We start from the raw sequence: 25,715 nt of genomic DNA on the forward strand, positions 1-25,715 counted from the left end.
ATCAATATAAAACTAGTAATGACCCTTCGTACTTCATTCCCTTGCCAAGAGTTATTGAATAGAAATACGTTCCCTCTGGTACAGCCATTCCGTTGTACCTACCATCCCACTCACGTTGAGGATCCTCTGAAGAGAAAAGAAGTTGTCCATTGCTGTCAAAAACCTGAATGGTAACCTTTTCGGATAATCCGAAGTGAGAGATACCCCATGTCTTATTTTGATCCGTACCATTCGGGAACAAAGCGTTCGGGATGGTCTCGTCGAAATCCTCGACTAATACCATAAATGATTTTTCGTATGTCAAGCCATCCTGATCAGTAACACGAATACGAATGTTATACATGGACTGCGCCTCGAAATCCGGAACACTAGACATGATGAGTGTGTTGTCGACAATAGCGAACGATGCATTATCGTTGTCGCCCTGACCAGGAGCTAGTGAATACGTCATGGCGCCAGTCATATCGGGATCGGCAGATGCTATTGTGCTTACTACTGTTCCGGCTGCTATATTTTCCGCTACCGACAGCGTTGATACACTTAACGAAAAAGGTGCTTCGTTAACATTGCCGACCGTGACATGGAAGGACTTCTCAAAGGTAGCCCCATGTTGATCCATTGTTTGTATCCGGATGTCATAGCTGCTTTGTGCTTCATAATCCGGGCTGTTCTTGATGTGCAGGCTACTTTCATCGATCAAAAATTCGTCATTGTTATCGTCGCCATCGCCGGAAATTAATCGATAAGTGAAGGTGTTTTCGGGGTCGGCATCAATTGTATGCAGTGTTCCGATGACAGCGTTTTCTACTATGTTTTCATTGAAAGACAACGATGAAAGCATCAAGTCAGTTGGCGCCCTATTGCTTACCGGGGTAGTAAAGGAAATTTCGTTTCCATAAGCAGTACCCATTGCGTTGATGGCATAGGCACGGACGTAATACGTTGTAACTTCTGACAACCCTGTCACAGTTTGCGAAAACTCACCCTCGCCTGATCCCATCGTTATCTTTGAATCTGTGAGGGTGGGGGAGCCAGACGTATTGTATACCACACCACGCTCTGTTACCGGAACATATCCATCGAAGCTCACAATTCCCCCAAGTGTAACGGCAGTCGGTTCAATGGACGTGGCCGACAAAGATGCGATCGAGGCCAAGACTGGTTCGATCACGTCATTGATCGTAATCATGAATGACTTCTGAAAAACTTGGTGGCCTTGGTCCTCAGTTTGAATCCTTATCGTATAGGTATTTTTTATTTCAAAATCTGGACTTTCCAGGATATGCAATCCGTCACCTTGTATTTGGAAAGAACTATTGTCTGTGTCGCCAATTCCAGAAACCAGTGAATATGTGAACGTGCTGCCAGCATCGGGGTCATTGGAGGTTATTGTTGATATAACAGTGTTGATAGCGATGTTTTCATCTACCGAAGATGCTGAGATTTCAATATCGGTGGGATCCTCATTGAGATCATTAATTAAAATTGTAAATGATTTTTCAATACCCGCATCATCCTGGTCCACACTTTTGATCCGTAGGACATACGAGTTTTGTGTTTCGACATCTGGGTTTACAAGCATTGTAAGGCTGTTGCCAGTGATCGAAAAACTGCTGTTATCGGTATCGCCGCTACCCGTTGCAAGAGAATAAACAAATGTGTTGCCGGCATCTTCGTCAGCGGTGCTGAGCGTTGCAACTACTGTACTTGTCCCAACATTCTCATCCACCATGAGTGTTGACAGTGAAATGCTTGTAGGTGATTCGTTGATATCGTTGATCGTGACGGTAAACGCTTCTTCGTAGGTCAAACTGCCTTGATCTGTTGTTCTGACGCGAACACTATAACTGTTCTTCGTCTCAAAATCGGGAATGCTCGTAATTCGCAAACTTGAACCGCTGATGTTGAAGAATGCGTTATCGGTGTCGCCTGTGCCGGCGATTAAAGTATATGAAAAAGTGTTGGATGCATCCACGTCTGTTGAGCTTAACGTTCCAACGGTTGTATTTGCTACGACATTTTCATTCACTGAACTTGCTGAAAGTACCAGGTCAGAAGGTGTTTCATTAACATTGTTGATGGTGATGATGAATGCTTCTTCATATGTTAAACTGCCTTGATCGGTAGTTCTTATTCGTATACTGTAGCTGCTCTTGGTTTCAAAATCCGGACTGTTAGTAATCCTTAAATTTGATCCGCTGATGTTGAAGGAACCGTTGTCGGTATCACCCGTTCCAGAGACTAAAGTATAAGTAAAAGTGTTGGCTGCATCCACATCTGTTGAGCCTAACGTTCCAATGGTTGTATTTGCTGCGACATTTTCATTCACGGCATTTGCTGACAGTGAAATATCGGAAGGCACTTCGTTTACATTGCTGATGTTGATGGTGAATGCTTCTTCGTATGTTAGGCTGCCTTGATCGGTAGTTCTTACGCGGACGGTGTAATTGCTCTTCCCTTCAAAATCCGGACTGCTTGTAATTCTTAAATTTGACCCGCTGATGTTGAAGGATGCGTTATCGGTATCACCGGTCCCGGCGACCAAAGTATAAGTAAAAGTGTTGGCCGCATCCACATCTGTAGAGCTTAGTGTTCCAACGGTTGTATTTGCCGCAACGTTTTCGTTCACTGAACTCGCTGAAAGAGCGATATCGGAAGGCGCTTCGTTAATATCCGTGATGGTAATGGTAAACGCTTCTTCGTATGTTAAACTGCCTTGATCGGTAGTTCTTATTCTTACATTGTAACTGCTCTTCGTTTCAAAGTCAGGGCTGTTAGTGATTCTCAAACTTGAACCGCTGATGTTGAACGATGCGTTGTCTGTATCTCCCGCGCCTGCCACTAATGTAAATGTAAAAGTGTTACCAGCATCTGTATCTGTTGAATTCAACGTTCCGACGGTTGTATTTGCTGCGACGTTTTCGTTTACGGCATTCGCTGACAAGGCTATGTCTGATGGTGACTCGTTAACGTTGTTAATGGTGATGATAAATGCCTCCTCGTAGGTAAGACTGTTGGGGTCTGTGGTACGTATTCTAACGGTGTAACTATTTTTCGATTCGAAGTCAGGCGTGCTCGTGATTCGAAGGCTGCTGCCACTGATTGAAAACGAAGCATTGTCCGCATCGCCCGTACCAGCAACCAATGAATAGGTGTTGGATACATTTGGCGTTGTTGTTAGGAGGCCTATTGTCGAGTTCGCAGGAGATCCTTCATTGATAGATGAACTTGAAAGATCAATGTCGGTGGGAAATTCATCGACGTCGTTGATGGTGATGGTAAATGCTTCTTCGTATGTTAAGCTGCCTTGATCGGTAGTTCTTAGTCTTACACTGTAGCTGGACTTCGTTTCAAAATCGGGGCTGTTTGTAATTCTTAAATTTGATCCGCTGATGTTGAAGGAAGCGTTGTCGGTATCACCAGCTCCAGAGACCAAAGTATAAGTAAACGTGTTGGCTGCATCGACATCTGTAGAGCTTAATGTTCCAACAGTGGTATTTGCCGCAACATTTTCATTCACTGAGCTTGCTGAAAGTGCAATGTCAGAAGGTGTTTCATTAACATTGCTGATGGTGATGGTGAATGCTTCTTCGTATGTTAAACTGCCTTGATCGGTAGTTCGTATTCTTATGCTGTAACTGTTCTTCGTTTCAAAATCCGGACTGTTTGTAACTCTTAAATTTGATCCGCTGATGTTGAAGGAAGCGTTGTCGGTATCACCAGCTCCAGAGACCAAAGTATAAGTAAACGTGTTGGCTGCATCGACATCTGTAGAGCTCAATGTTCCAACAGTGGTATTTGCCGCAACATTTTCATTCACTGAGCTTGCTGAAAGTGCAATGTCAGAAGGTGTTTCATTAACATTGCTGATGGTGATGGTGAATGCTTCTTCGTATGTTAAACTGCCTTGATCGGTAGTTCGTATTCTTATGCTGTAACTGTTCTTCGTTTCAAAATCAGGGCTGTTTGTAATTCTTAAAGTTGACCCGCTGATGTTGAAGGATGCGTTGTCGGTATCACCAGTTCCAGAGACCAAAGTATAAGTAAAAGTGTTGGCTGCATCGACATCTGTAGAGCTCAATGTTCCAACAGTGGTATTTGCCGCAACATTTTCATTCACTGAGCTTGCTGAAAGTGCAATGTCAGAAGGTGTTTCATTAACATTGCTGATGGTGATGGTGAATGCTTCTTCGTATGTTAAACTGCCTTGATCGGTAGTTCTTATTCTTACACTGTAACTGTTCTTCGTTTCAAAATCCGGGCTGTTTGTAATTCTTAAATTTGATCCGCTGATGTTGAAGGATGCGTTGTCGGTATCACCAGTTCCAGAGACCAAAGTATAAGTAAATGTGTTGGCTGCATCGACATCTGTAGAGCTTAATGTTCCAACAGTGGTATTTGCTGCTACGTTTTCATTCACTGAGCTTGCTGAAAGTGCAATGTCAGCAGGTGTTTCATTAACATTGTTGATGGTGATGGTGAATGCTTCTTCGTATGTTAAACTGCCTTGATCCGTAGTTCTTATTCTTATGCTGTAACTGCTCTTCGTTTCAAAATCCGGACTGTTTGTAATTCTTAAATTTGATCCGCTGATGTTGAAGGAAGCGTTATCGGTATCACCAGTTCCAGAGACCAAAGTATAAGTAAACGTGTTGGCTGCATCGACATCTGTAGAACTCAATGTTCCAACGGTGGAATTTGCTGCTACGTTTTCATTCACTGAACTTGCTGAAAGTGCAATGTCAGCAGGTGTTTCATTAACATTGTTGATGGTGATGGTGAATGCTTCTTCGTACGTTAAACTGCCTTGATCCGTAGTTCTTATTCTTATGCTGTAACTGCTCTTCGTTTCAAAATCCGGACTGTTTGTAATTCTTAAATTTGATCCGCTGATGTTGAAGGAAGCGTTATCGGTATCACCAGTTCCGGCCACTAAAGTATAAGTAAAAGTGTTGGCTGCATCCGCATCCGTAGAGCTTAATGTTCCGACAGTGGAATTTGCTGCGATGTTTTCATTCACTGAACTTGCGGAAAGCGTAATGTCAGACGGTGTTTCGTTAACATTGTTGATGGTGATGGTGAAAGCTTCTTCGTATGTTAAACTGCCTTGATCCGTAGTTCTTATTCTTATGCTGTAGCTGCTCTTCGTTTCAAAATCCGGGCTGTTTGTAATTCTTAAAGTTGATCCGCTGATGTTGAAGGAAGCGTTATCGGTATCACCAGTTCCGGCGACCAAAGTATACGTAAAAGTGTTGGCTGCATCGGCATCTGTAGAGCTCAATGTTCCAACGGTGGAATTTGCTGCTACGTTTTCATTTACTGCCGAAGCTGATAACGTAATATCTGTTGGAGAATTATTTGTATTTGTAACAGGCGAAGTTACCTGAATTGCATTGATGCTATGGTTGCTTGCGGATTGATCTCCCATATAACCGCCCGCGCTGATGTAAAGCCTTACCTCGTCAACGTTGCCGAATGTCGCATCCAACGAAATAGTTAACGGGTCATATTCCGCATCAAATCCTTGAAAGGACATAGATGCCACTTCAGTATTGTCCCTATAACCTTTGACTGTATTGGTAAAAGGAGTCGATTCGCCCCAATTGTAATAGGAAAATTGATTCAATCGAAATTCACTTCCATTGGCCGACTTAATGGCAATTCCTTTTGAACCATTATTATTTTCGTTTGTCAAGCCGGTATAGCTACCGTTGTTGCTTCCTAGAAATCCATTATTTTGCCACGACAACGCATTTAATAATGTTCCACCGGTGTTGGAAATGTTATAAACCTGAATGTCAATATCTGAAATGGCCTGCGATCCACCTTCACCATCGCTGGCAATATCGTCTCCTGTAATACTTGCATTGTTGCTTGTAAACGTTAATGTCGGAGATGAACTCAGTAACACTCCTTCGGCAACATCATTAATTGTAATCGTGAATGCTTCTTCGTATGTTAAGTTGCCTTGATCGGAAGTTCTTATCCTGACACTGAAACTGCTCTTCGTTTCAAAATCCGGACTGTTTGTAATTCTTAAATTTGACCCGCTGATGTTGAAGGAAGCGTTGTCGGTGTCGCCTGTTCCGGCGACTAAAGTATACGTAAACGTGTTGGCTGCATCGACATCTGTTGAGCTTAATGTTCCAACGGTGGAATTTGCCGCGACATTTTCATTCACTGAACTTGCTGAAAGTGCGATGTCAGAAGGTGTTTCGTTAACATTGTTGATTGTAATGGTGAAAGCTTTTTCAAAAGTCAAGCTGCCTTGATCGGTTGTTCTGACGCGCACGCTGTAGCTGCTCTTTGTTTCAAAATCCGGACTGTTTGTGATTCTCAAACTTGATCCGTTGATGTTGAAGGATGCATTGTCGGTATCACCAGTTCCTGCTACTAAGGTGTACGTGAATGTGTTACCGACATCCGGATCTGTTGCGGTGAAGGTCCCAACGGTAGCGTTAGCCGCAACGTTTTCATTGGCCGAGGTGGCTGACAATACGAGGTTTGTCGGAGCACTGTTTCCGCTGGAAATAGTAAAGATTGGATTGGTACCAGGAAATGATGTTCCTCCTGGAGAATTATCAAATGGCGTTGTATCATCCGATGACCAATTCGAAGCCGTGCTGATCGCTGTGAGTAAACTCAGTTTTGAACCCGATTTTGTTCCAGTGTATACATAGTTATCCAAAGCACTTGCGCCCCCGTGCGACACTGCGTTTGAGCCGTTGGTAAGGCCTGCGGGAATTTCACTATAGTTATTTCCAGTACTACCCCCTGTATTCCATCCATTTGTTAAGCCTATGGTGTTGATACCTGCGTTAAACCCGAAAATGAATGTGGGCGAGGCAGCGCTTCCCTGATAGATGATGATCTGGTCGCCGTTATTACCAAAGGGTGATGCGGTGCTTGTACTTATCCAACCATTTGTAACAGTTAATGTACCCACCGAAGGTGAGCTGGAAACCATTGGTGTTATTCCAGAGGTAACTGAAAATTGAATAACGGTGCCGGCCGCGATGGAACTGGTAGTCGTGAGTGAGAATATCCCTTCTGTCGCCAAATCAGCTTGCCAGGTTCCTGACGAAATGCCCTTGTCTGTAAAAAATAGTGTTTCCCCGGAAAAAATATTTGCCAGAAAGACAACGCTGAACGTTTTGGTTGACGACGCAGGATCCGAATTCCATCCGATAACAGCGATATCGCCGACATTCACAGAAGCCCTTGCGGGTTTTATTTGCGCAAAAAAAGCAATGAGAACTATTACGGATAACCAGATTCGATTTAATAACGGATAGGGTGCAGGTCCCATGATTAAGGAATTTTTTGAGTCGTAAAAGTCCCCAATGCTATCCGTTTGAGTTTTTACTTTTCATATAAAATCTAACCAATGTCGCCTGCTGTGATTGTTATTTTGATTTACGTTTTTCTCTGACAGGGGATACCCTGAAATGGCAGTGATTGTATAAGTGTTAATCTGTACAGGCCAACGCAGGCTATTACCTATAGCGATGTAGTTGTTGCTCATGACTTGGTCGTTGGAAACCGCGTCAGCTTTCGTAGAACACAAAAAAATGTTTAAACCAATGATAAATTACGTAAGTGCAGCATACCGGTTAATTAAAGAACGCATTAGGCGTGCCAAATCACAATTTCTCTACGGGCGATATGGTGATTAGAAGAAAAATTTAGCGCCTTTTGCACTTTCTCTTACATATTGAACGGTCTGCGGCTTCGAAGAGTACCCTGGGAACAGCACACTTTTAAAACATTACGTTAACCTGCAACACTCATCAAAATTTACCTATACCATCTTTTTTTACTGAGTGACGGCCAATCTTAGCAGCCTTAATGGGGCAGCGGGTGGCTCCATGAAATCTCCTTTTCTATCGTCTTGCCTGTGGCATCCGCCGCCGTGGCTATCACGCAGTACAACCCAGGTGTTGCGAGTAGTTTGTCCGTTGGGTTATAGATCCAGAGACCTCGGACTGCGATATAGGCAGCGCCTTTTTCTATTATATTTCTGTCGGCGTCTTGAATTATTATTTCGACTGCAGTGATATCGAAGTGTTTCTTTGTTACATGAATACGTATGATGTAGTCGATGTCACTTCCAGATTCTTTTGCGACTTCAATCGTCATCTCCATCATCCGCATGTAATCAGCAATCGCCGCGGTATAAGCGTTTGGTAATTTTAGCTTCTTGGCTTTCTTCCTGTAGTATTCTTTCCTCTCGGGATTTTTCATCATTTCTTTAGAGAAATCCGCTGCCATTTTAAACTTGCTACGGTTTAACTTCTGATGTGCACTTTGTTTTAATGGCTTGGATGGCAACCTAGAGAAGAAGGTTTTGTTGTTAAAGGTGCGGAGAATCATGTTCTCATGCCTGCCGCTCAGCCCTTTTAAAAGTGGATTAGTTTTAACGATTCCCATACGTTTTTTTCCTTGAAAGTAGAGGGGTCTTTTGACAGGTTGTGTCAATGCTTTTTTCTATCTTGTAAGACGTTGAATGTTAGTAATTTAACGTTCTTAAAATATATTCAAAATCGATAGCTTGGTTCCACTATCGCTCCACTCTTTCTCCACACTATCTGCACACACGAAGGCTTATGACCTAGGACTAGCCTATGTCAAAGTCCAAGTGTCGAGAAGGAAAATCGTTTAAGATTTTTTTTGAGATAAAACTGCCTGAAGGAATTTTCTGTAGCCTAGTCAGCTGACCAATAATTCAGGATGAGTTAACCCAGGGGCGACCTAAACGGCCGACCCTCTGGCCTAATAGTAGCGACGGATCCATACATTTGTAGCTACAGGAATAGTTTTTGTACTCATTTATTCGATGAGCAGCCAAAAAATCCTTTCAACCGCGTCACAAGATATCGTTTTGATAAAAGGCCCTTCAGATATCAAATATTGGAGCCAGCGCTTTTCGGTTTCCCCATTTACATTGTTTCACGTGATGAAAACTGTAGGAAATTGCATCACCGACATTGGGGAATTTTTACACAAAAATAATTTGATGGACCGTGAGGGGACGGAAAAACTTAAAAAAGATTCTACCATCCTGTAAACTCATTTTAGACGTGAAAGGCTTAAAATTCCGCAGCATCAGTTCTTTAAAGCCCTACCCAAAGGAGTCAATCACAAAATTAAAAGTTAAATCAATTATTCAGACCGCCGTTCCATTATTGGGGATTGGCCGGTATATAGGAAATTTTTTCGGCGTGTCATGCTTTGCCAGCACGCTCTGCGAGCTAAAAAATCGCGCAGCCATTGCTATACCGGGTATCGGGATTTTTGTACACCCCAAGGATGCCAACAACATTGCCTTGCTTCGACATGAGTTTGGCCACATGCTTCAGGCAAAGAAATGGGGAAAGATTTTCTTTTACCGCTATATAGCCTGGGAGAGTCTTAACAGCGTTAGACGCGCCAATCACGATCCTTCTTTCGTTCATCAACACACCTGGACGGAATGGACTGCCAACCGTTTATCTTACTACTTCTTCAAACGCCCGGATGATTGGGATATGAAGTCGTATCCAATTCACCCACCGCTAGACTACCGGGAAGGCACCGACTGGCCAGAGTTTCTTCGGTTTGACAAGCCTGTTGAACTCGTTCGAAATACGATGACGTAGTCTTTTCCAAAAACACCTTCATGGATTTTGTTACGAATCGATTTCCGAAGTCGATATGTTGAGCCTGGGCTTTGCTCGACGCCATCGTGTTATGCTGTGAGACATTTAGAATTGTTAGATTAAGCAGCATAGACGAACGCATTGCAGTAGCGGTGGCTTACAAAATAATAAATGGATGATACTCGGAGGCTCCTCCTTCTAACCCGGAGATGGTCGAAGACTACAAAGCTGAACGCCTCAACAATCGGGAAAGCTGCTTTTCCTCGCGGGAGGCTAGAGAGCATATCTTCATGTGATTGTTGATTATAACGCCTACGGCATACGCAGACTTGCACCAACGACTAGGGTATATCAAACCAAGCGTTCGGTTCGCTGAAGTTCCGATATATTGTACTACGCTCTTGATCGGAGGTTTATCATTTGCGGCGAAAAGTCCCGAGGCAGGATGCTATGTTTAGCAAGCAATATCAGCATCGGTACCTATTAACAGCAAGAATATTGGAGGCGAACGCTCTTACTTTGATTGAGGGGAAAGCTTCGCAGGATGTTTGCTCGCTAGCACGAAGCTGAAACGCCTCACCAATAGGAAGGCTTAGGTCTTCCTCAACGAAAAACCTGTCCACAAAAAAGTCTGTTTTGAATTATCAGGGGTGAATGCATAAAATTTCGTTGCGTTATTTTATCGTTAAAGTGACATAAGCGGGCGTCGAATTGAAAAAATAATCCGACAAACGTTTTCTTCCATGAGGATTTTTTATAAGTTTGATCATACGCCGGTTGTGTGTAATGGATTGTGAGTTATTCGTGTGCGTGTGTATTTGTGTCTTACTCTAGCCCTATCGTTAGGTAATCGCATAATGTCATAGTAGAAAAATACTAACGATTATATAAATTTTCTATGAGGCGGAATCTTATTGCTATTGCAATAGCGGCAGCTGTTGCGTTACCCTTTGTATGCCGAGCCCAAGGGACGGAACAAATTAACAAGATGATCCCTAAGCCAGTCTTATCGTCTCCAAATGCAGCGGGTCTAGGGAAGTTCGGAGATTATCAAGTGAGCCATTTTACCGGTATTCCAGATATTTCAATACCCATATTTGAGGCAAAAAGTGGTAGCCTGAGTGTACCAATTGTATTGACTTATCATGCTTCAGGATTTCGGCCAACAGATATAGCCAGTTGGGTCGGGATGGGATGGTCTCTTTCCGCGGGAGGCCAGATTACGAGACAGGTAAACGGAAAACCAGACGAGGATTTTTACCTGGACGCTCCTTTGAATCCATCGCCTGATGTTTGTAGCGATCTCCAATACTTAAGGTCAGCAGCAGACGGCACCTACGACACGGAGCCGGATGTATTTGGTTATTCATTTCCTGGAAAAAGCGGCAAATTTCTTTTACCAAATGGAGGCACTTATGTGAACCCTGGAGGCACTGACGTAAATGGTGGAGCATATTTAGTTCCCTATGCGCCAATTGTAGTGAAGCGACTAGGTCATTATAAATATCACATTACGGACGAAAATGGAGTTTTGTATCGCTTTGGCACAAACTATCAGGGAACTACATCGACCGAATCGAGTAGCTCGACAAATGGCACGTCTTCTTCAGTAAATGCAACTACGGTATGGAATTTAATGGATATAGTCGCACCCAATGCTGCTGACAGTATTTCGTTTAAATATCAGCACGTCGGCGTAGTCCGAAGAAAAGATATCTCTTATACCTATTTATTTTATGATCAATGCGATCGTCAAACAGGGGGCGATAATCAAAACGCACCAGCGTGTCCCGGGCCTGAACACTTGATTCCGAAAAAAATAGATCATGTAAATGATATAAACCAGGAGGGGTTTCAAGAAATTATCTTTGAAACTGGTAAAATAAAGTTTTTTCTGGGATCGTCACCACGGGCCGATGAAAAGAACCTGAATTACTTAGACCGAATTGAAATCTACAGCAACGATTCAGCAATACCGTTAAAGACAATTCAATTCATATATTCTTATTTTACAAATGCCGATGCCGAAAAAGCTGCTCTTAAATTGGATGCGATCCATTTTTTGGACAATGTTAAATTGCCTGTTCAAAAATATAAGTTTACCTACCTCACGAATTCATTTTCATGGAAGCCAAGTGAGTCTAATTTTTTAAACGCCCGCGACCTTTGGGGGTATTATAACGGCGCCCTACAAAATTCTGATTTGATGATGCCGAAAACGGTTAATTATCAGCAGTTATATAATTCGCCGCCACAAAATGTTACCATCGGCGGGGCGTATAACCGGAGCGTTGACACGACATATTCTAAGGAAGGTGTCTTACAAAGAATAGATTTTCCAACCGGTGGCTATACCCAGTTCGACTATGAACAGAACAAATACATCAAGGATGACAATGGAACACCAATAGTCACTTTTGCGGGAGGTCTTCGCGTAAAGAAAATTACCAGCTTAGAAAGCGCCTCTGGAATTCCTGTTGTAAAACAATACAAATATGGGAGCGGAGTAGCTGGTACGGGAACTGCCCTCTTCATGTCGAATTTCTTTAATAACTCTTCTACACAGTTGTATAGTGCCGGCTGCGAGGTTCATGATTTCTCTCTCAGTTATCAAATTCGTACCTATCACTCATACGCTTCCTATGTAATCGAATCAGCCTCTCCAGTTGTTTACCCCATGGTTACGGAATATTTCGGTAATCCAGCAGGTGCTAACAATGGCAAAATAATATACAATTATGAGGTTGGTGGAGCTGATGTCAATCACATTTTACCTGCTTCTACCAAATATTATACAAACATGAATGCCTGGAGGCGCGGCAAGCTTACTAGAAAAACTGTTTATGATAACGTTGGAAATAAGCTTTCGTCATCCACTATAGAATATGACACTTATAAGGAAGATAGCAAGCTTGTAGGCATTGGCTCTTATCTGTTCATGGGGGGAGTCAACACTTGTTTCGGTCCATCCTGTCAGGCGGCTGGTTCCGGGGAATGGGTAAACCCGCAAACTTTTAAAACAGCTAGCTACACACAGAATAGCGGCGTATTGCTGGAGTCTAAAACAATTGACTCTGTATTTCAGCGCGGTCAGCCAGGGAAATTTACAATCACTACGATTGAGAAAACTTATCATTTGGATAAACTCCAGTTGATCACCGCCAAGTCCATGTCAAGCAATAGTATGGAACAATTGGTTACCGTAAACACATATCCTTTTCAACTGTCAGCAAATTCGTCTTCTACAGGGGCTGCTAGGGGAGTCTATTTGCTTACCACAAAAAACATTCTTACCTCCCCTTTAGAGACTTATTCGTATTTACAGAAACCTGATAATACTAACCGCAGAATTGTTTCCGGACAAGTCACTACGTTCAAACAACATCCAGGCAATAGCAAGTACGTTGTAGCGGACCAAATCTATGTGTGGGAATCGGCAAATCGGGTATTGGTATACACACCAATAGCAATCAACGGGGCTAATAACGGCGTTACCTTCAATACAAATCAAAAGCCCCGCGTTTCCCTTCAGGAATATGACAACTACGGCAATATCCAGACCGTCTCCAAATCGAACGACGTGCTGGTTTCCTATAAATGGGGGTATGGAAACAGTTTACCGATAGCAGAAATTACAAATGCTTTGCAAAAGAATGTTTTCTATGAGGGCTTTGAAGAGGTGCAGGTGGGCTTCTCTTATGGCGGTAAGACCGGTAAAAAAAGTAGTGCTAATGCTGTCTACAGTAAACCGCTATCGCTGCTCGATCCAGGTACCTACATCCTTGCCTATTACAAATGGGTGAACCCGGTCTGGCAATACTCAGAAACTGAAGTAATCGTTCCTTCCAACGGGTTGTACACTATCAATTTGCCTGCGGCGCAGTACGATGAAATTCGCTTCTATCCAAAATCAGCTCAACTCAAAACCTATACGTACGATCCTTTGCTCGGCATCACCTCCATGACCGATGCGAACGGCAGCACCACATATTATAACTATGATTCCTTTGGACGTCTGAAGGCGATCAAGGACAATAGCGACCATATCGTGAAAACGTATGACTACTTGTACAAAGTAATGAACTGAGCCCGTTTCCCTTTACCAATTAACCAACCAGCCTTTAAACTAGCCTAAACCCTTATGAAAAAATTGTTGCTGACAATTTTCGTACTGCAGGCATTATTCATATGTAAATCGTATGCGCAGTCACTTAGCTATGGTGGACAATTATGTGCCGGGAGCAGCATTAATATCTATATCCAGGGCGGGTCGACGTGTTCTGGGCCTGTAATTACATCCACCAGTTCCTGGACGATTAGCCCAACGCCGTCACAAATTACATATTATGAACAAAGTGCAAATAACTATCCTTCCATCCAGGTAACTTGGAATAGCCCTGTCACGGCCACCGTCCGCGCCTCTTATGCGTGTCCGTATAATGGGTCGCCGGATCAAACGCCACAGTTGACTTTGAATATAGGCTCATCTGTAACGCCGTCCGTAACACTTGCGAATATTTCAGAAACGTGTTATCAAAGCGGTAGCGTCATACTCGCTGCAACACCTACCAATGGAGGAACTTCTCCAAGTTATACTTACTATGTAGATGGGAATCCTGTTTACAATGGGAATCTTAGTTCCTACAACTACAATACCAACGGCCTATCTATTGGCTGGCATTCGGCATACGTAAGTATGTATAGCAATGCTAATTGCGCCGTTCCTTCAACAGCGACGTCTTCAACAAAAAATTTTGAGGTGAAGGCGAAATCGTCCTACACTGCTCAACTCAATGGGCCGGGAACAATTTGTACCTATAATCCGAGCGGCTCATTTTATGTAACGGTTGGCAATGAAATTGGAAACATGACGTACCAATGGCATCTCAATGGCAATGCGGTGGGTAGCGTCTCAAGTTCACCATATTACACGTTTTCGTCGCTAAGCAATGGGAGCACAATCTATTGCAAAGTGATGTCGGATTACTGGTGCGTCAATTCGCCTGTTCAAACCAGTACCTATACCGTTACACTCACTTCCAGTGTGACTCCCGTAGTGGCCATTCAAGTGCCTAAACTTAATTATTGCACCGGTGAAAATATAACCTTTTCGTCTTCGCTATTGGCGCCGGGCTATACGTGGCGATTGAATGGCAATCAAATATCCACGCAGAGTTCCTGCTCGTTGCCGATAAGTTCGGCTCAAAATGACCCCAATACTTTCAATCCTGCCGATGATGTTGTCACACTGGAAGTGTCCGGATTAAGTGGTATTTGTTACACAACCAATACCGCATCGGCCAGTACCGCAGGAATAGGATTAAATGTTTACCCATTTCCAACGGCAACCATTAGCCCGACCGGTTCTGCTAAAATTTCCTATTTTGGCGTCCAAAATATCAGTGCATCCACTGGGACTAACTACATTTATCAGTGGAAAAAGAACGGCGTATATGTAACAGGGCCCTCATCAACACCTTCTTATACCACTGATGAACCCGGCACATATAGCCTTGACGTAACAGCAAACAACTGCACCTCAACCTCATCAACATTAAACCTGCTGGTTAATGCTTTACCAATTGTGGATGCTGGTCCCGCACAACAGGTTAATTATCCCATTACAACGGTAACCCTGACAGGAACTGCCAGTGATCCCGATGGAACGATCCAAACACGTCTTTGGGAGAAAGTTGCCGGCGAGACCGTTACGATGAGTGGAACAACTACGACAACACTCATCCTCAGTAACCCATTGCCTGGAAATTATACATTTAAATTTACTGCGACCGATGATACAGGTGATGCTCAATCCGATTATGTCACGGTTGCTGTGTTTCCCTTCAACAACCAGAATTATGTGCATGAGCAACAAGTAGCAGTTAAAGGTGTACTTGCTTTTGAAGATGTCGCCCTTCTCCCTATTGGCAGTCGCATCGAGTCGTATACTTATTTCGATGGTCTCGGCCGTTCTCTTCAATCCGTAAATACAAAGGGGTCTCCGGAATCAAAAGATATTGTACAACCCATGGCCTATGACCAATATGGCCGTGAAACAAAACAATACCTTCCATACGTTTCTACCGAAGTAAGTGGTTACTTCAAAGCAAACCCACTGGGAACCAGCACCTACGCTGGTTCGTTGCACTACAACTACCACAACAACGGCGAAACTGATAAAGTAAAAGATGACCAGTTTCCCTATGGCGAAACGTTCTTCGAGCCTTCACCGCTGAACCGACCTGACAAAGTATATGGCGTTGGAAAAGATTGGCGCCCTGCCTTGGAGGGCGGCCAGGATAAATACGTCCAATTCCAATATCTTATTAATTCGCACAATACGAATGGCAACACAACGGAGGAAAAAGTAATTTTATGGGAAATTGATGCAAGCGGTCTACCAAAACGAGATACCGCAATTACCAACTACATTGAGACGGGGGGATATTATAGCAGTAACCAACTTTCCATTAAGGTGACTGTTGACGAAAAGAACAATGCCGTTCGCGAATACAGTAATAAGGCTGGCCAGATTGTATTAAAGAAAGTGCAGGCCGTGACTGGGTCAACAAATTTAAACCTGACTTCCGACTGGGCGCTCACCTATTATGTGTATGATGACAAGGGAAATCTTCGTTTTGTTTTTCCTCCGGAACTCAGTAAAAAAATTCATCAGAATGATACCTACGATCCTACAGCTGCCGACTTGGAAAACTGGGCTTTCCAATATAAGTACGACGGACGAAGCAGAATGATTGAAAAACAAGTACCGGGCGCAAAACCTGTTTATATGGTGTATGATGGCCGTGACCGGCTGGTGCTTACACAGGACGGGAACCAACGCATCCCGGCAAGCAAGGAATGGACATTCATTAAGTACGACGCGATGAACCGCCCCGTGCTAACCGGTAAATACGTTAACAATGACGTTAGGGCTACTGTGCAAGCAGCTGTGGACACCTTTTATACCGTTCCCCTTACAACCGGAAAAGCCTGGTCAGAAACCTATCAGGGGGCGACTGGTGCGATATTGGGATATACAAATATATCGTTTCCAACCGCTCCGGTAGAAGCTGCATATCTCACCGCTACCTATTACGATCGATATGATACATACATTGCACCGGTCGGCTATACCTATACTTACGAGTCGCTGGCGGACCCTGAAACGCTTGCACAACAGGAAAATGCTACCACCATAAACGCGGTGAAAGTACGCGGACAAGTAACAGCGATGCGGGTGCGAAACCTGTACTCCAACCAATGGATGCGTACGGTGAATTTTTATGATGCCAAATACCGCCTGGTACAATCCATCAGCGATCATCAAAAGGGTACGGTTAGGATATCCAATATTGTTGACTTTGTAGGAAAGGTGTTGCTTACCCGCCGAACATACACTTATACCGGCGAGGCCGGCCCCACTATTGAAGAAAATCCGGAATACGACCACATGGGCCGCCTGAAGTGGATCAAACACTCTGTTAACGGCAGTACCCCGGTAGTGCTTGCCCTGAACAAGTACAATGAAATGGGACAGCTTGTCGATAAAAAACTTCACAGTACGAATACCAACGGCACCAATGCCAAACAGTCCGTGGATTATCGTTACAATATCCGCGGTTGGCTAACCAGGATCAATGACAGCAACCTGACAGCAGAAGAAGGAGATCCGACCGACTACTTCGGAATAAACCTTGCCTACAACGAAAATTTTGCAAGTGGAAACTTTACCATCACACAAAAAAATTACAACGGAAACATATCTGCAATCAGGTGGAGTGCCGGCCTTGGTCAAGGCACAGTTAAAGAAATGGCGTATGACTTTTTATACGATCCCATGAACAGGCTGACTGCCGCAGCGCACAAACAATCAACGGCAACAAATACATGGGCTGCTGGCCAGTTTGATGAGAATGGTTTGTCTTACGACATGAACGGAAACATTCAGTCCCTCCAGCGAAGAGGAGAAGGGGGTGTACTGATCGATGACCTGGCATATCATTACGGCGCTGGCTCAACGTTGAGCAATAAGCTATTGTACGTAAAGGATCAGACAGCAAACGCAACCGATAAAGTGAAAGGTTTCAATGAGGTTAATGCCGGCGACGTTCAGGATTACACCTATGATGACAATGGCAACATGACGCGGGACCTGAACAAAGGCATTGGAACAACGCTTGCCGACACAACAAACAAAGTTACCTACAACTTTTTGAATCTTCCTGAAAAAGTTACCAAAGGCGGTAATAGTATCCGGTACATCTACGATGCCACCGGTCGCAAGCTCTCACAAGTCACCACTTTTGGTGCCATCAATAAGCAGGTGGACTACATCGGGGAACTGCAGTATGAAAATGATGTACTTCAATTCATCAATCATTCCGAGGGCCGGATCGTTATGGCGGAAAATAAACTTATCTCGCTTCACAATGGCGAAACAACATCCGGCATCACCACGTCCAATGCCAGCTTGTCAACCGTTACACAAAATGGGAATGAAAAATATCTGCAGATCACTTCCAATGGTACAGTGGCAAGAACGGGCGCATCTTCCGTTGGCGGACAAATTTCGGTTTCTCAAGGTGAAAAATATATTATCCGTGTAAAAGGGTATAGCACCGGGAGCAGTGCAGCGTACCTTCAGATAAAAGCAAATGGAAATGACCTCAACTGGCCCGGAGCAAAACTTCCCGCTGGTGTTGCCAACGAATCCTGGATAGAGCAAGTCGTTACCATTCCTGCGGCTACCACGACGCTGCACGGGGGATTGGTATGGAATACCGTGACTAACGGCGAAGTAATGTTCCTGAATGAGTTTGAGATCATCAAGCTTACGAGCACGACCACACCGGAATATCAATACCATCTCAAAGATCACTTGGGTAACGTACGCGTAACCTTTACCACAAAACAAGATATTGACCAAAGCCTTGCTACGCTCGAAATGTTGAATGTTCCGCAGGAACGATCTCAATTCATTTACTATGATGAGGCTGTTAAAGTGAATGCCAAAGTCTTCGATCATTCCGACCAAATTACCGGTGTGCCTGAAACGTCTCCGCAAGGGAGCATTAACCTACATATAGAAGCGGAAAATTATAATGCACAAAGCGGTATTGCTGTGACGGCCGGTATTGTTGGTTACTGCGACGATGGAGATTGGTTGCAATACAACAACATCAACATGACGGGGGTTACAGGCGTGAAAATTCTTTGCGGAGCACCGGAAAGCGCCGGCCGGGTTGAGGTGCGCCTCGGCACACCGTCCGGGCAACTTTTAGGCTATATGCAGGGTCCGAATACCGGAAGCTGGTCAGCCTACTCCAGCTATATAATTCCCCTGACCCCCGTTACCGGTGCACAAAATATCGTGGTGCTCATTAAAGACGCCGGAGCTGTGATCAACATGGATTGGCTGGAATTTACGGGACCTGGCGTTAATGGCTTGCCCGTGAAGGGCATCAGCCTTCAAAATACATCACTTGCATTGTCTGCGGGACAGACAGGCAGGTTGTTAAAAACTATAACACCAGCTGAGGCGACAGACCAGAGCGTAAGCTGGTCTTCGGATAACCCATCCGTTGCGACGGTGAACAGCAGTGGTGTCGTGACAGCGGTTGCCAACGGCACGGCGATGATTACGGTGACGACCGCATCCGGCGGGCATACGGCGAAAGCAGTGGTTCGCGTGACGCCCGGCGATGTCAACATGATAAGCAACTCAGAGTTTGACGTGTTGACAGGATGGACCCTGGGCGATTGGACTGGCCCGGGATATTCGCAAGGCTCGAATCAATATTCCGCTGCAACGGTCAGTGATATGTCGGGAAGCAAGGCTATGTTTGTTGATATCGTCAGTAACAGTTGCGAGTATTGGACCATTCAACCCTATACACCGTTAAATTATAAATTGGAGGCAGGGAAGACTTATGAGATCAGTTTCATTGCCAAGGCACAATCGGCACGAACGATAGGTGCCGCTTTGCGTGGCGAGCAAACAAATACCGATTTCTGGAACACCAATGTAAGCCTTACAACCTCCGCGCAGACCTTCGGGCCATATCAGTTTACCTGTACGGATTATGCCGTCACCGCTAACACTTCTTTTACCATGGCCTTCTTCCTTGCGACCTGTACCGTTAGTGACGTCTGGATCGACAAGGTGATCGTCAAAGATGTTACACCGGGAAGTACTCCTGCCACCAGCCTTACCGTATCACCATCAGCATTAAGCCTGGCAGTGGGCCAGCATGGCCAGATCACGCCGACCGTGCTTCCCGCCAACGCCTTGAACGAAGTCACCTGGATTTCGAGCAACACCGCCATTGCCGTAGTCAACAGAAACGGTCTTATAACCGCCCTTGCTCCGGGAAGCGCAACTATTACCGCCACATCAATCGCCGGTAATTACACGGCGAATACATCACTAACGGTAACGGCAGCAGGCAACAATTCGGTGGTCAACGGGGAGTTCGATACAGGCACAACGAACTGGACACTGGGAGACTGGACTGGTCCGGGTTATTCACCAGGGGGCGCCAGCATGAGCGTGGTTACAGGAGCAAATCTCTCGGGCACCAACGCGCTCAAAGTAGACGTTGTAGATGCCAACAATGAAAGCTGGACGCTGCAGCCATTCAATAGTCTTAATTTCCGGCTCGACTATGGTCATACTTATGAGATCAGCTTCATGGCCAAAGGTCAAACAGGCCGTGACCTCACCGTAGCGCTGCGCGGTTTGCAGACCAACACCGATTTTTGGTCTGCCAATGCCACACTCACAACAACGGCCCAGACATTCGGTCCCTATCAGTTTTTCTGCAATGACGGCAATGTAACATTGAACAGTTCCTTTACGCTTGCTTTCTACCTTGCTAAAGGAGTTATCAGCGATGTCTGGCTTGACAAGGTGATAGTAAAGGACATCACAACAGGTTTTGTTTCCGTGAGTGGACTGAGTGTTTCACCCAGCCGGCTTTCGCTATCCACGGGACAAACCGCACAGCTTAACAGGATCATCGCGCCGTCCAATGCAACGAACCGGCTGGTGAGCTGGACTTCCAGCGACACTGAGATTGCCACGGTAAACAACAACGGTGTTGTTACTGCCGTCTCAACGGGCACGGCGATTATTACCGCTACGAGCGATGAGGGGAGCTTTACCGCACAGGCTACCATAAGCGTTAACCCTGGCGTGACAAGTTATGCCACACGCCTTACCGGCATGCCTAATGACAAATATGGACTTGCCAAATCGTTAAGCGTAATGCCTGGCGATACCGTTGAGATGGAGGTCTATGCCAAATATCTTGACAACAATACCAATAACTGGACCGAAGCCCTCACAACGCTGATGACACAGATCGCGCAAGGAACGGCACCTTCAGGAACCTTCATCGATGGCGGCGCACCAGGCAGCATAGACGGTACAACCTTCCCATTCATAGGCGTGCTACCCCGAACCGGCGAGACCGGTACAGGCCCCAAAGCCTATTTGAACTACATGATCTTCGATAAAAACTTTGTATTCAAAACAGGCGGCTTTAAACGCTTATCAGATTTACCAAAAGAAAATGGAACGGATGTAGCGCATGAGAAGTTGGCCTTCGAAGGCGCCGAACGGATCATCGTGAAAGAACCTGGTTATGTGTATATTTACCTAAGCAACGAAAACGACACCCCCGTGGAAGTTTACTTTGATGACTTTAAAGTGAAGCACAGCAAAGGACCAATTGTGTCATCGCAGGATTATTATCCGTTTGGACTTGCCTTCAACGCTTATCAAAGAGAAAATTCTATTCAACAACCTCATCAGTATAACGGAAAGGAAATACAGGATGAGCTGAACTTGCAGTGGATGGATTACGGGGCTAGGATGTATGATGCGCAAATTGGAAGGTGGCATGTAGTGGATCCTCTATCGGACGCCTTTGCATCATGGAATCCATATGCCTATGCATATAATAATCCAATCAGGTTTGTAGATCCTTTCGGCATGTCCAATGACGATAAGACAAAGAAGGAATGTAACTGCTCAGGGGAGGAAGTTTACAGAACCGAGTATGTGGGCAAGGACGGTAAGAAGCACATTGACATTTATTATGCAAGTGGCAACAGTGGAAATGAGGGGCAAAATGGTGGCGGAAATACTGGAGGGGGACCGGGTTTTGGTTTTAGCGATTTGTTGAGCAAAGTTGGCCATGAACAAAAAGGATATTCAGAAACCGGTAATAAAAACGATAATACTAGCGAGTGGTTAGATGCAACTAAAAAGTTTAGCAAGACATTAGCTGAAACTAGGATGTACTTTAGTTCAAAATACAAGGAGTATGACAAACTTTACAAGGATCCAGAGATTGATCCCCTTGTGATTTTGTCTATGCAACTTGCACATTTTACGGAAAAGGTGAAGACAGGTGCCCCATATGATATAAAACAACCAGGTAAAGGTTACAGCCCTGGAGAGCTAGGCGGACAATTCGCATGGTACAATGGGAGACTGATGCGCTTTGATGATTTTGGTAATTACAATTATGGAGCCGCGGCCAAATCATTTGGTTTGCCGTTGGAGTTAGCTTTACTAGGAGCTGGACTTAATCAAGTATCAAAGGGTAATGCGGATTACGGAAATATGGACGGGTATTTTGACCATGCTAGGGACACTTTAATGATCGTTAATGGGTTTAATGGAACTTATGATAAAAAATAAATTACAGACTGTCTCTGTTTTTGTACTATTAGTTTATGTACTAATCGTCGAATCCTGTGCTAAAAATTCAGAGAACAGGAACGAAATTGTTTTTAACAATTCGGTTGCAATGGTACAGGATTCAGTAAAATTGATGGGGCATTTATTGGATCAAATAAATGATGCTGAAGTCAAAAATTTTTTCTTTGATAATGAAGAATATTTGTTCATAAACAATAAAAAAATTGGTCGAATGGCAATTGGCGATAAGATAAGTTTTATAGATACGGTGAAGAATGTCACGGGATTAAATGAAATCGAGTCATTTAAATTTGTTTCTCTGGCATTATTTTTAAAAAATAATTTCATCTCAGGATGTTTTAAACATAGAATTTTTGGTATTTACTTATATAACTACAAAGTTACGCTTGAAAATGCTTATGAGGATCAACGGTATATAATGGTTGTTGAAGAAAGCACTAAGAAAATAAAGGGGTCCTATGTTGAATCATACCAAATAGTTGACAGGAAAGAGGATTTGCTGTTAATAGCCCCAGCCGATATAAAAATCAGAAGGCCTTAACTTAACCTCTGAACCTCCCATTTTAGTCCGAGTTTCTCGTTCAATGGAAGAGCAAGTTTAAGTCTTCTAGCGTTGACATTTGTGCTGGCGAGACCCGTCTAGTTCAAGTCTTCCAGCGTCGGCATGTGGGGTGGCGAGACTAGGACTTGTCATGTTGCCAGTTTTCGAACTGGCGAAGCTGAACTTAAATAAACCAATTTCTAAATCATAGAGTTCGAGCTAAATTCTCTCCAAGATTTATCTAGCGACACATTTGAATTTTAGTATGAAACAACTGTTATTATTTTTTCTCGGAACGATGCTCTTAAATTGCGACCCAGTCGATGATAAGCTTATCGTTAAAATGTATCAGATGATACCGTACATTTGTATGCACTTCCCATGACGAAGTGATGGAATTGTACAATGCGGGACTGGACAGGTTAGCTATTAAGACCTTCTACACTAATTACCATAAAGAAATTGCTCCCAATACCAAACAAGTGCAAATCCTTACAGGAGGGGGCAATGCGTGGGAACGATACATACGTAACAGCGATCATGGAAAATTTCACGTTTACCATTCCAAATCGATACGTTAAAAAAATATGACCGGAAAACTTTTAACATCTAGTGGGTATTATGCGAAGGAAATGGAATTTTCTGTTAAAGATCTCGAAAGGATAAATTGGAGAATTGAACTTAAGTGAGCATTAGTTCTTCGCGCATTATTAGCGTTTATTAAGTTCGTTACGTTGGAATTTAAGCAGCCTGTCCCTTCTTGATTTTTACATCGTGAATGACTAGATCGATGTAATAATATTTGTTCTTTTCTCAGCGTAGTTCAAGTCTTCCTGGTCGTGCACGAATATTTTTTATAAACACGAAAAGGGATCCTTAAGAAGTCAAAAGAAAAAAACGACAAGCTTTTTGTGAGCATCGAACGTGGGAGAGACCTGACTAATTACATGACGCGATTAATGGTGCGACTTCGAAAGCAAAATAAATTAGTAGTGAATGCTAAAGCAGATCAGGCCAGCGTGATCGTGAAGTGGTTGAAGTAATACAACTTAAGCCAAGTGCAATACCTGGCTGGTCATCGATACATCAGTTCCACAGGCGTATCGCATAAATGAAATGGAGGGACCGATGGAAGAAGTGGATAAGTTTCATCCATTGGGATAGGAAAATTGGATGTCACAATTTGTGACTTCCCAAAATTTTATAAATGAATATTTCTAATTTAGCCACAAGAGGTGGTCGCAAAATGCGACCACCTCTAAAACATCCGATATGAGCAAAAAGAACGCAGAAGTAGCCATCCCCGATGAAATAGTAATCAGCAAAATATTTATTGTCAGAGGGAGGAAAGTAATGATCGACACGGACCTTGCCGAGTTGTACGGAGTAACAACCAAGCGATTAAATGAGCAAGTAAAGCGAAATATAAAACGCTTCCCTGAAGACTTTATGTTCCAACTAAGTCAGGAAGAGAAGCAACATTTAATAGAAAGCTATGCACACTTGAATAAGCTGAAATACTCACCGAATCGTCCATTTGCATTTACTGAACATGGTGCGGTAATGTTAGCAAGCGTATTGAATAGTGAAAGAGCTATTGAAGTAAATGTGCAGATCGTGAGAATATTTACACGGATGCGGGAGATGTTGCTGACTCACAAAGATATTTTACTGAAACTGGAAAAGTTGGAAAGGAAAGCAATGCAACATGATGGCGACATTAAGTTAATCTTTAAATATTTGAAAGAGCTACTCAATCCGCCAACCCAACCCATGCGCAAGATCGGATTTAAGCACAAGGAAGAAGATTAGTTCACCTGCATTCCATAGAGTAGTTCCCCACAGCCAACGCGCGGCCGATCCTTACCGGCATGCCTAATGACAAATCCGGACTAGGCAAATCTTTAAGTGTAACGCCTGGCGATACCGTTGAGATGGAAGTCTATGCGAAATATCTTGACAACAATACCAAAAACTGGACAGAAGCCCTCACAACGCTGATGACACAGATCGCGCAAGGACGGCGCGTTCAGGAACCTTTTTTGACGGGGGTACTGGTCGCTCCATCCCGCACCCGACACACGCCGACCCTCCTGTAATTTTTATGTCACATTTTTTTGCAGCCACCAATGTTTACAGTTAGTCAGGAAAACCTTTGCGCCTATTTGCGCCATTGCGGGGTTCAGTTCAACGGAAGCATATCGCATAAATGAAAAGGAAGGACTGACGGAAGAAGTAAATAAGTTCCATCCACTAGGATAGATAAATTGGAGGACGCAATTTGCGTCCTCCAATTTTACAGAGCAAGGAGTTACCATGCTGTCTTGTATTTTAAATAGCAGCACAGCAATAGAAGTAAACATCAGAGTGATAAGAATATTTACCAAGCTGCGTGAGATGGTTCTTACAAACAAAGACATTTTACTAAAGCTCGAACAAATAGAAAGGAAAGTAGGTCAACACGATGATGATATAAAACTAATCTTTGATTACCTGAAAGAATTACTGAATCCCCCGACAAAGCCCATGCGCAAAATTGGATTCAAGCATAAGAAGGAAGATTAGTTACGCGGCAGTCCATCCATATCCGACACACGGCCGACCCTTCTGTAATCTTATGTCACATTTTTTTGCAGCCACCAATGTTTACAGTTAGTCAGGAAAACCTTTGCGCCTATTTGCGCCATTGCGTCTTTGCATGAATATTTATTTGTTCCCTATTTTTAAAATTCGTTCAAAAAGATGATATTGAATAGGAACCAAAAAAAATACAAGCGCCGGGAAACCAAAAACCACTTATTTT

General features: G+C 43.8%; 9 protein-coding genes. 7 read left to right on the top strand and 2 right to left on the bottom strand.

From position 1 onward, the window contains the following. Window position 1 precedes the first annotated feature (1 nt). Window positions 2-7,309, bottom strand: a complete 7,308-nt coding sequence (locus P2W71_RS28070; protein ID WP_276374880.1) for a gliding motility-associated C-terminal domain-containing protein — start codon at window positions 7,307-7,309, stop codon at window positions 2-4. A 536-nt stretch (window positions 7,310-7,845) separates the two neighbouring features. After that, window positions 7,846-8,430, bottom strand: a complete 585-nt coding sequence (locus P2W71_RS28075) for a hypothetical protein (protein ID WP_276374881.1) — start codon at window positions 8,428-8,430, stop codon at window positions 7,846-7,848. A gap of 650 nt (window positions 8,431-9,080) precedes the next feature. Between P2W71_RS28075 and P2W71_RS28080 the strand changes: the two genes are divergently transcribed. The 7 genes from P2W71_RS28080 (at window position 9,081) to P2W71_RS28110 (ending at window position 25,477) form a co-directional block, all read left to right on the top strand. Then, the gene (locus P2W71_RS28080) at window positions 9,081-9,638 is read left to right on the top strand and encodes a hypothetical protein (RefSeq protein ID WP_276374882.1); all 558 of its coding nucleotides are present in this window, start codon (window positions 9,081-9,083) and stop codon (window positions 9,636-9,638) included. An 898-nt stretch (window positions 9,639-10,536) separates the two neighbouring features. After that, window positions 10,537-13,725, top strand: a complete 3,189-nt coding sequence (locus P2W71_RS28085) for an RHS repeat domain-containing protein (protein WP_276374883.1) — start codon at window positions 10,537-10,539, stop codon at window positions 13,723-13,725. Window positions 13,726-13,779: 54 nt separating this feature from the next. Continuing rightward, window positions 13,780-22,350 carry an Ig-like domain-containing protein gene (locus P2W71_RS28090; RefSeq protein ID WP_276374884.1) on the top strand — a complete coding sequence of 2,857 codons (8,571 nt, stop codon included), beginning with the start codon at window positions 13,780-13,782 and terminating at the stop codon, window positions 22,348-22,350. Further along, on the top strand, window positions 22,337-22,912 hold the full coding sequence (locus tag P2W71_RS28095) for a hypothetical protein (protein WP_276374885.1): 576 nt from the start codon (window positions 22,337-22,339) through the stop codon (window positions 22,910-22,912). Before P2W71_RS28090 ends, P2W71_RS28095 begins: the two co-directional genes overlap by 14 nt. Before the next feature lie 1,272 nt (window positions 22,913-24,184). After that, a complete protein-coding gene (locus P2W71_RS28100; RefSeq protein WP_276374886.1) occupies window positions 24,185-24,724 on the top strand; it encodes an ORF6N domain-containing protein in 540 nt (179 codons plus the stop codon). Between the two features lie 59 nt (window positions 24,725-24,783). Continuing rightward, window positions 24,784-25,011, top strand: coding sequence for a hypothetical protein (locus P2W71_RS28105; RefSeq protein ID WP_276374887.1), 228 nt, complete (start codon window positions 24,784-24,786; stop codon window positions 25,009-25,011). A gap of 268 nt (window positions 25,012-25,279) precedes the next feature. After that, window positions 25,280-25,477, top strand: coding sequence for a hypothetical protein (locus tag P2W71_RS28110; protein ID WP_276374888.1), 198 nt, complete (start codon window positions 25,280-25,282; stop codon window positions 25,475-25,477). Window positions 25,478-25,715: the final 238 nt, after the last annotated feature.

It is taken from the genome of Chryseolinea sp. H1M3-3 (genome assembly GCF_029360725.1).
Lineage (GTDB): Bacteria > Bacteroidota > Bacteroidia > Cytophagales > Cyclobacteriaceae > Chryseolinea.

Bases quoted from the DNA above. Each gene is read 5' to 3' on its own strand.
- P2W71_RS28085 (WP_276374883.1), top strand. From the start codon at position 10,537: ATGAGGCGGAATCTTATTGCTATTGCAATAGCGGCAGCTGTTGCGTTA.
- P2W71_RS28070 (WP_276374880.1), bottom strand. From the start codon at position 7,309: ATGGGACCTGCACCCTATCCGTTATTAAATCGAATCTGGTTATCCGTA.
- P2W71_RS28105 (WP_276374887.1), top strand. From the start codon at position 24,784: ATGCCTAATGACAAATCCGGACTAGGCAAATCTTTAAGTGTAACGCCT.
- P2W71_RS28095 (WP_276374885.1), top strand. From the start codon at position 22,337: ATGATAAAAAATAAATTACAGACTGTCTCTGTTTTTGTACTATTAGTT.
- P2W71_RS28100 (WP_276374886.1), top strand. From the start codon at position 24,185: ATGAGCAAAAAGAACGCAGAAGTAGCCATCCCCGATGAAATAGTAATC.
- P2W71_RS28075 (WP_276374881.1), bottom strand. From the start codon at position 8,430: ATGGGAATCGTTAAAACTAATCCACTTTTAAAAGGGCTGAGCGGCAGG.
- P2W71_RS28090 (WP_276374884.1), top strand. From the start codon at position 13,780: ATGAAAAAATTGTTGCTGACAATTTTCGTACTGCAGGCATTATTCATA.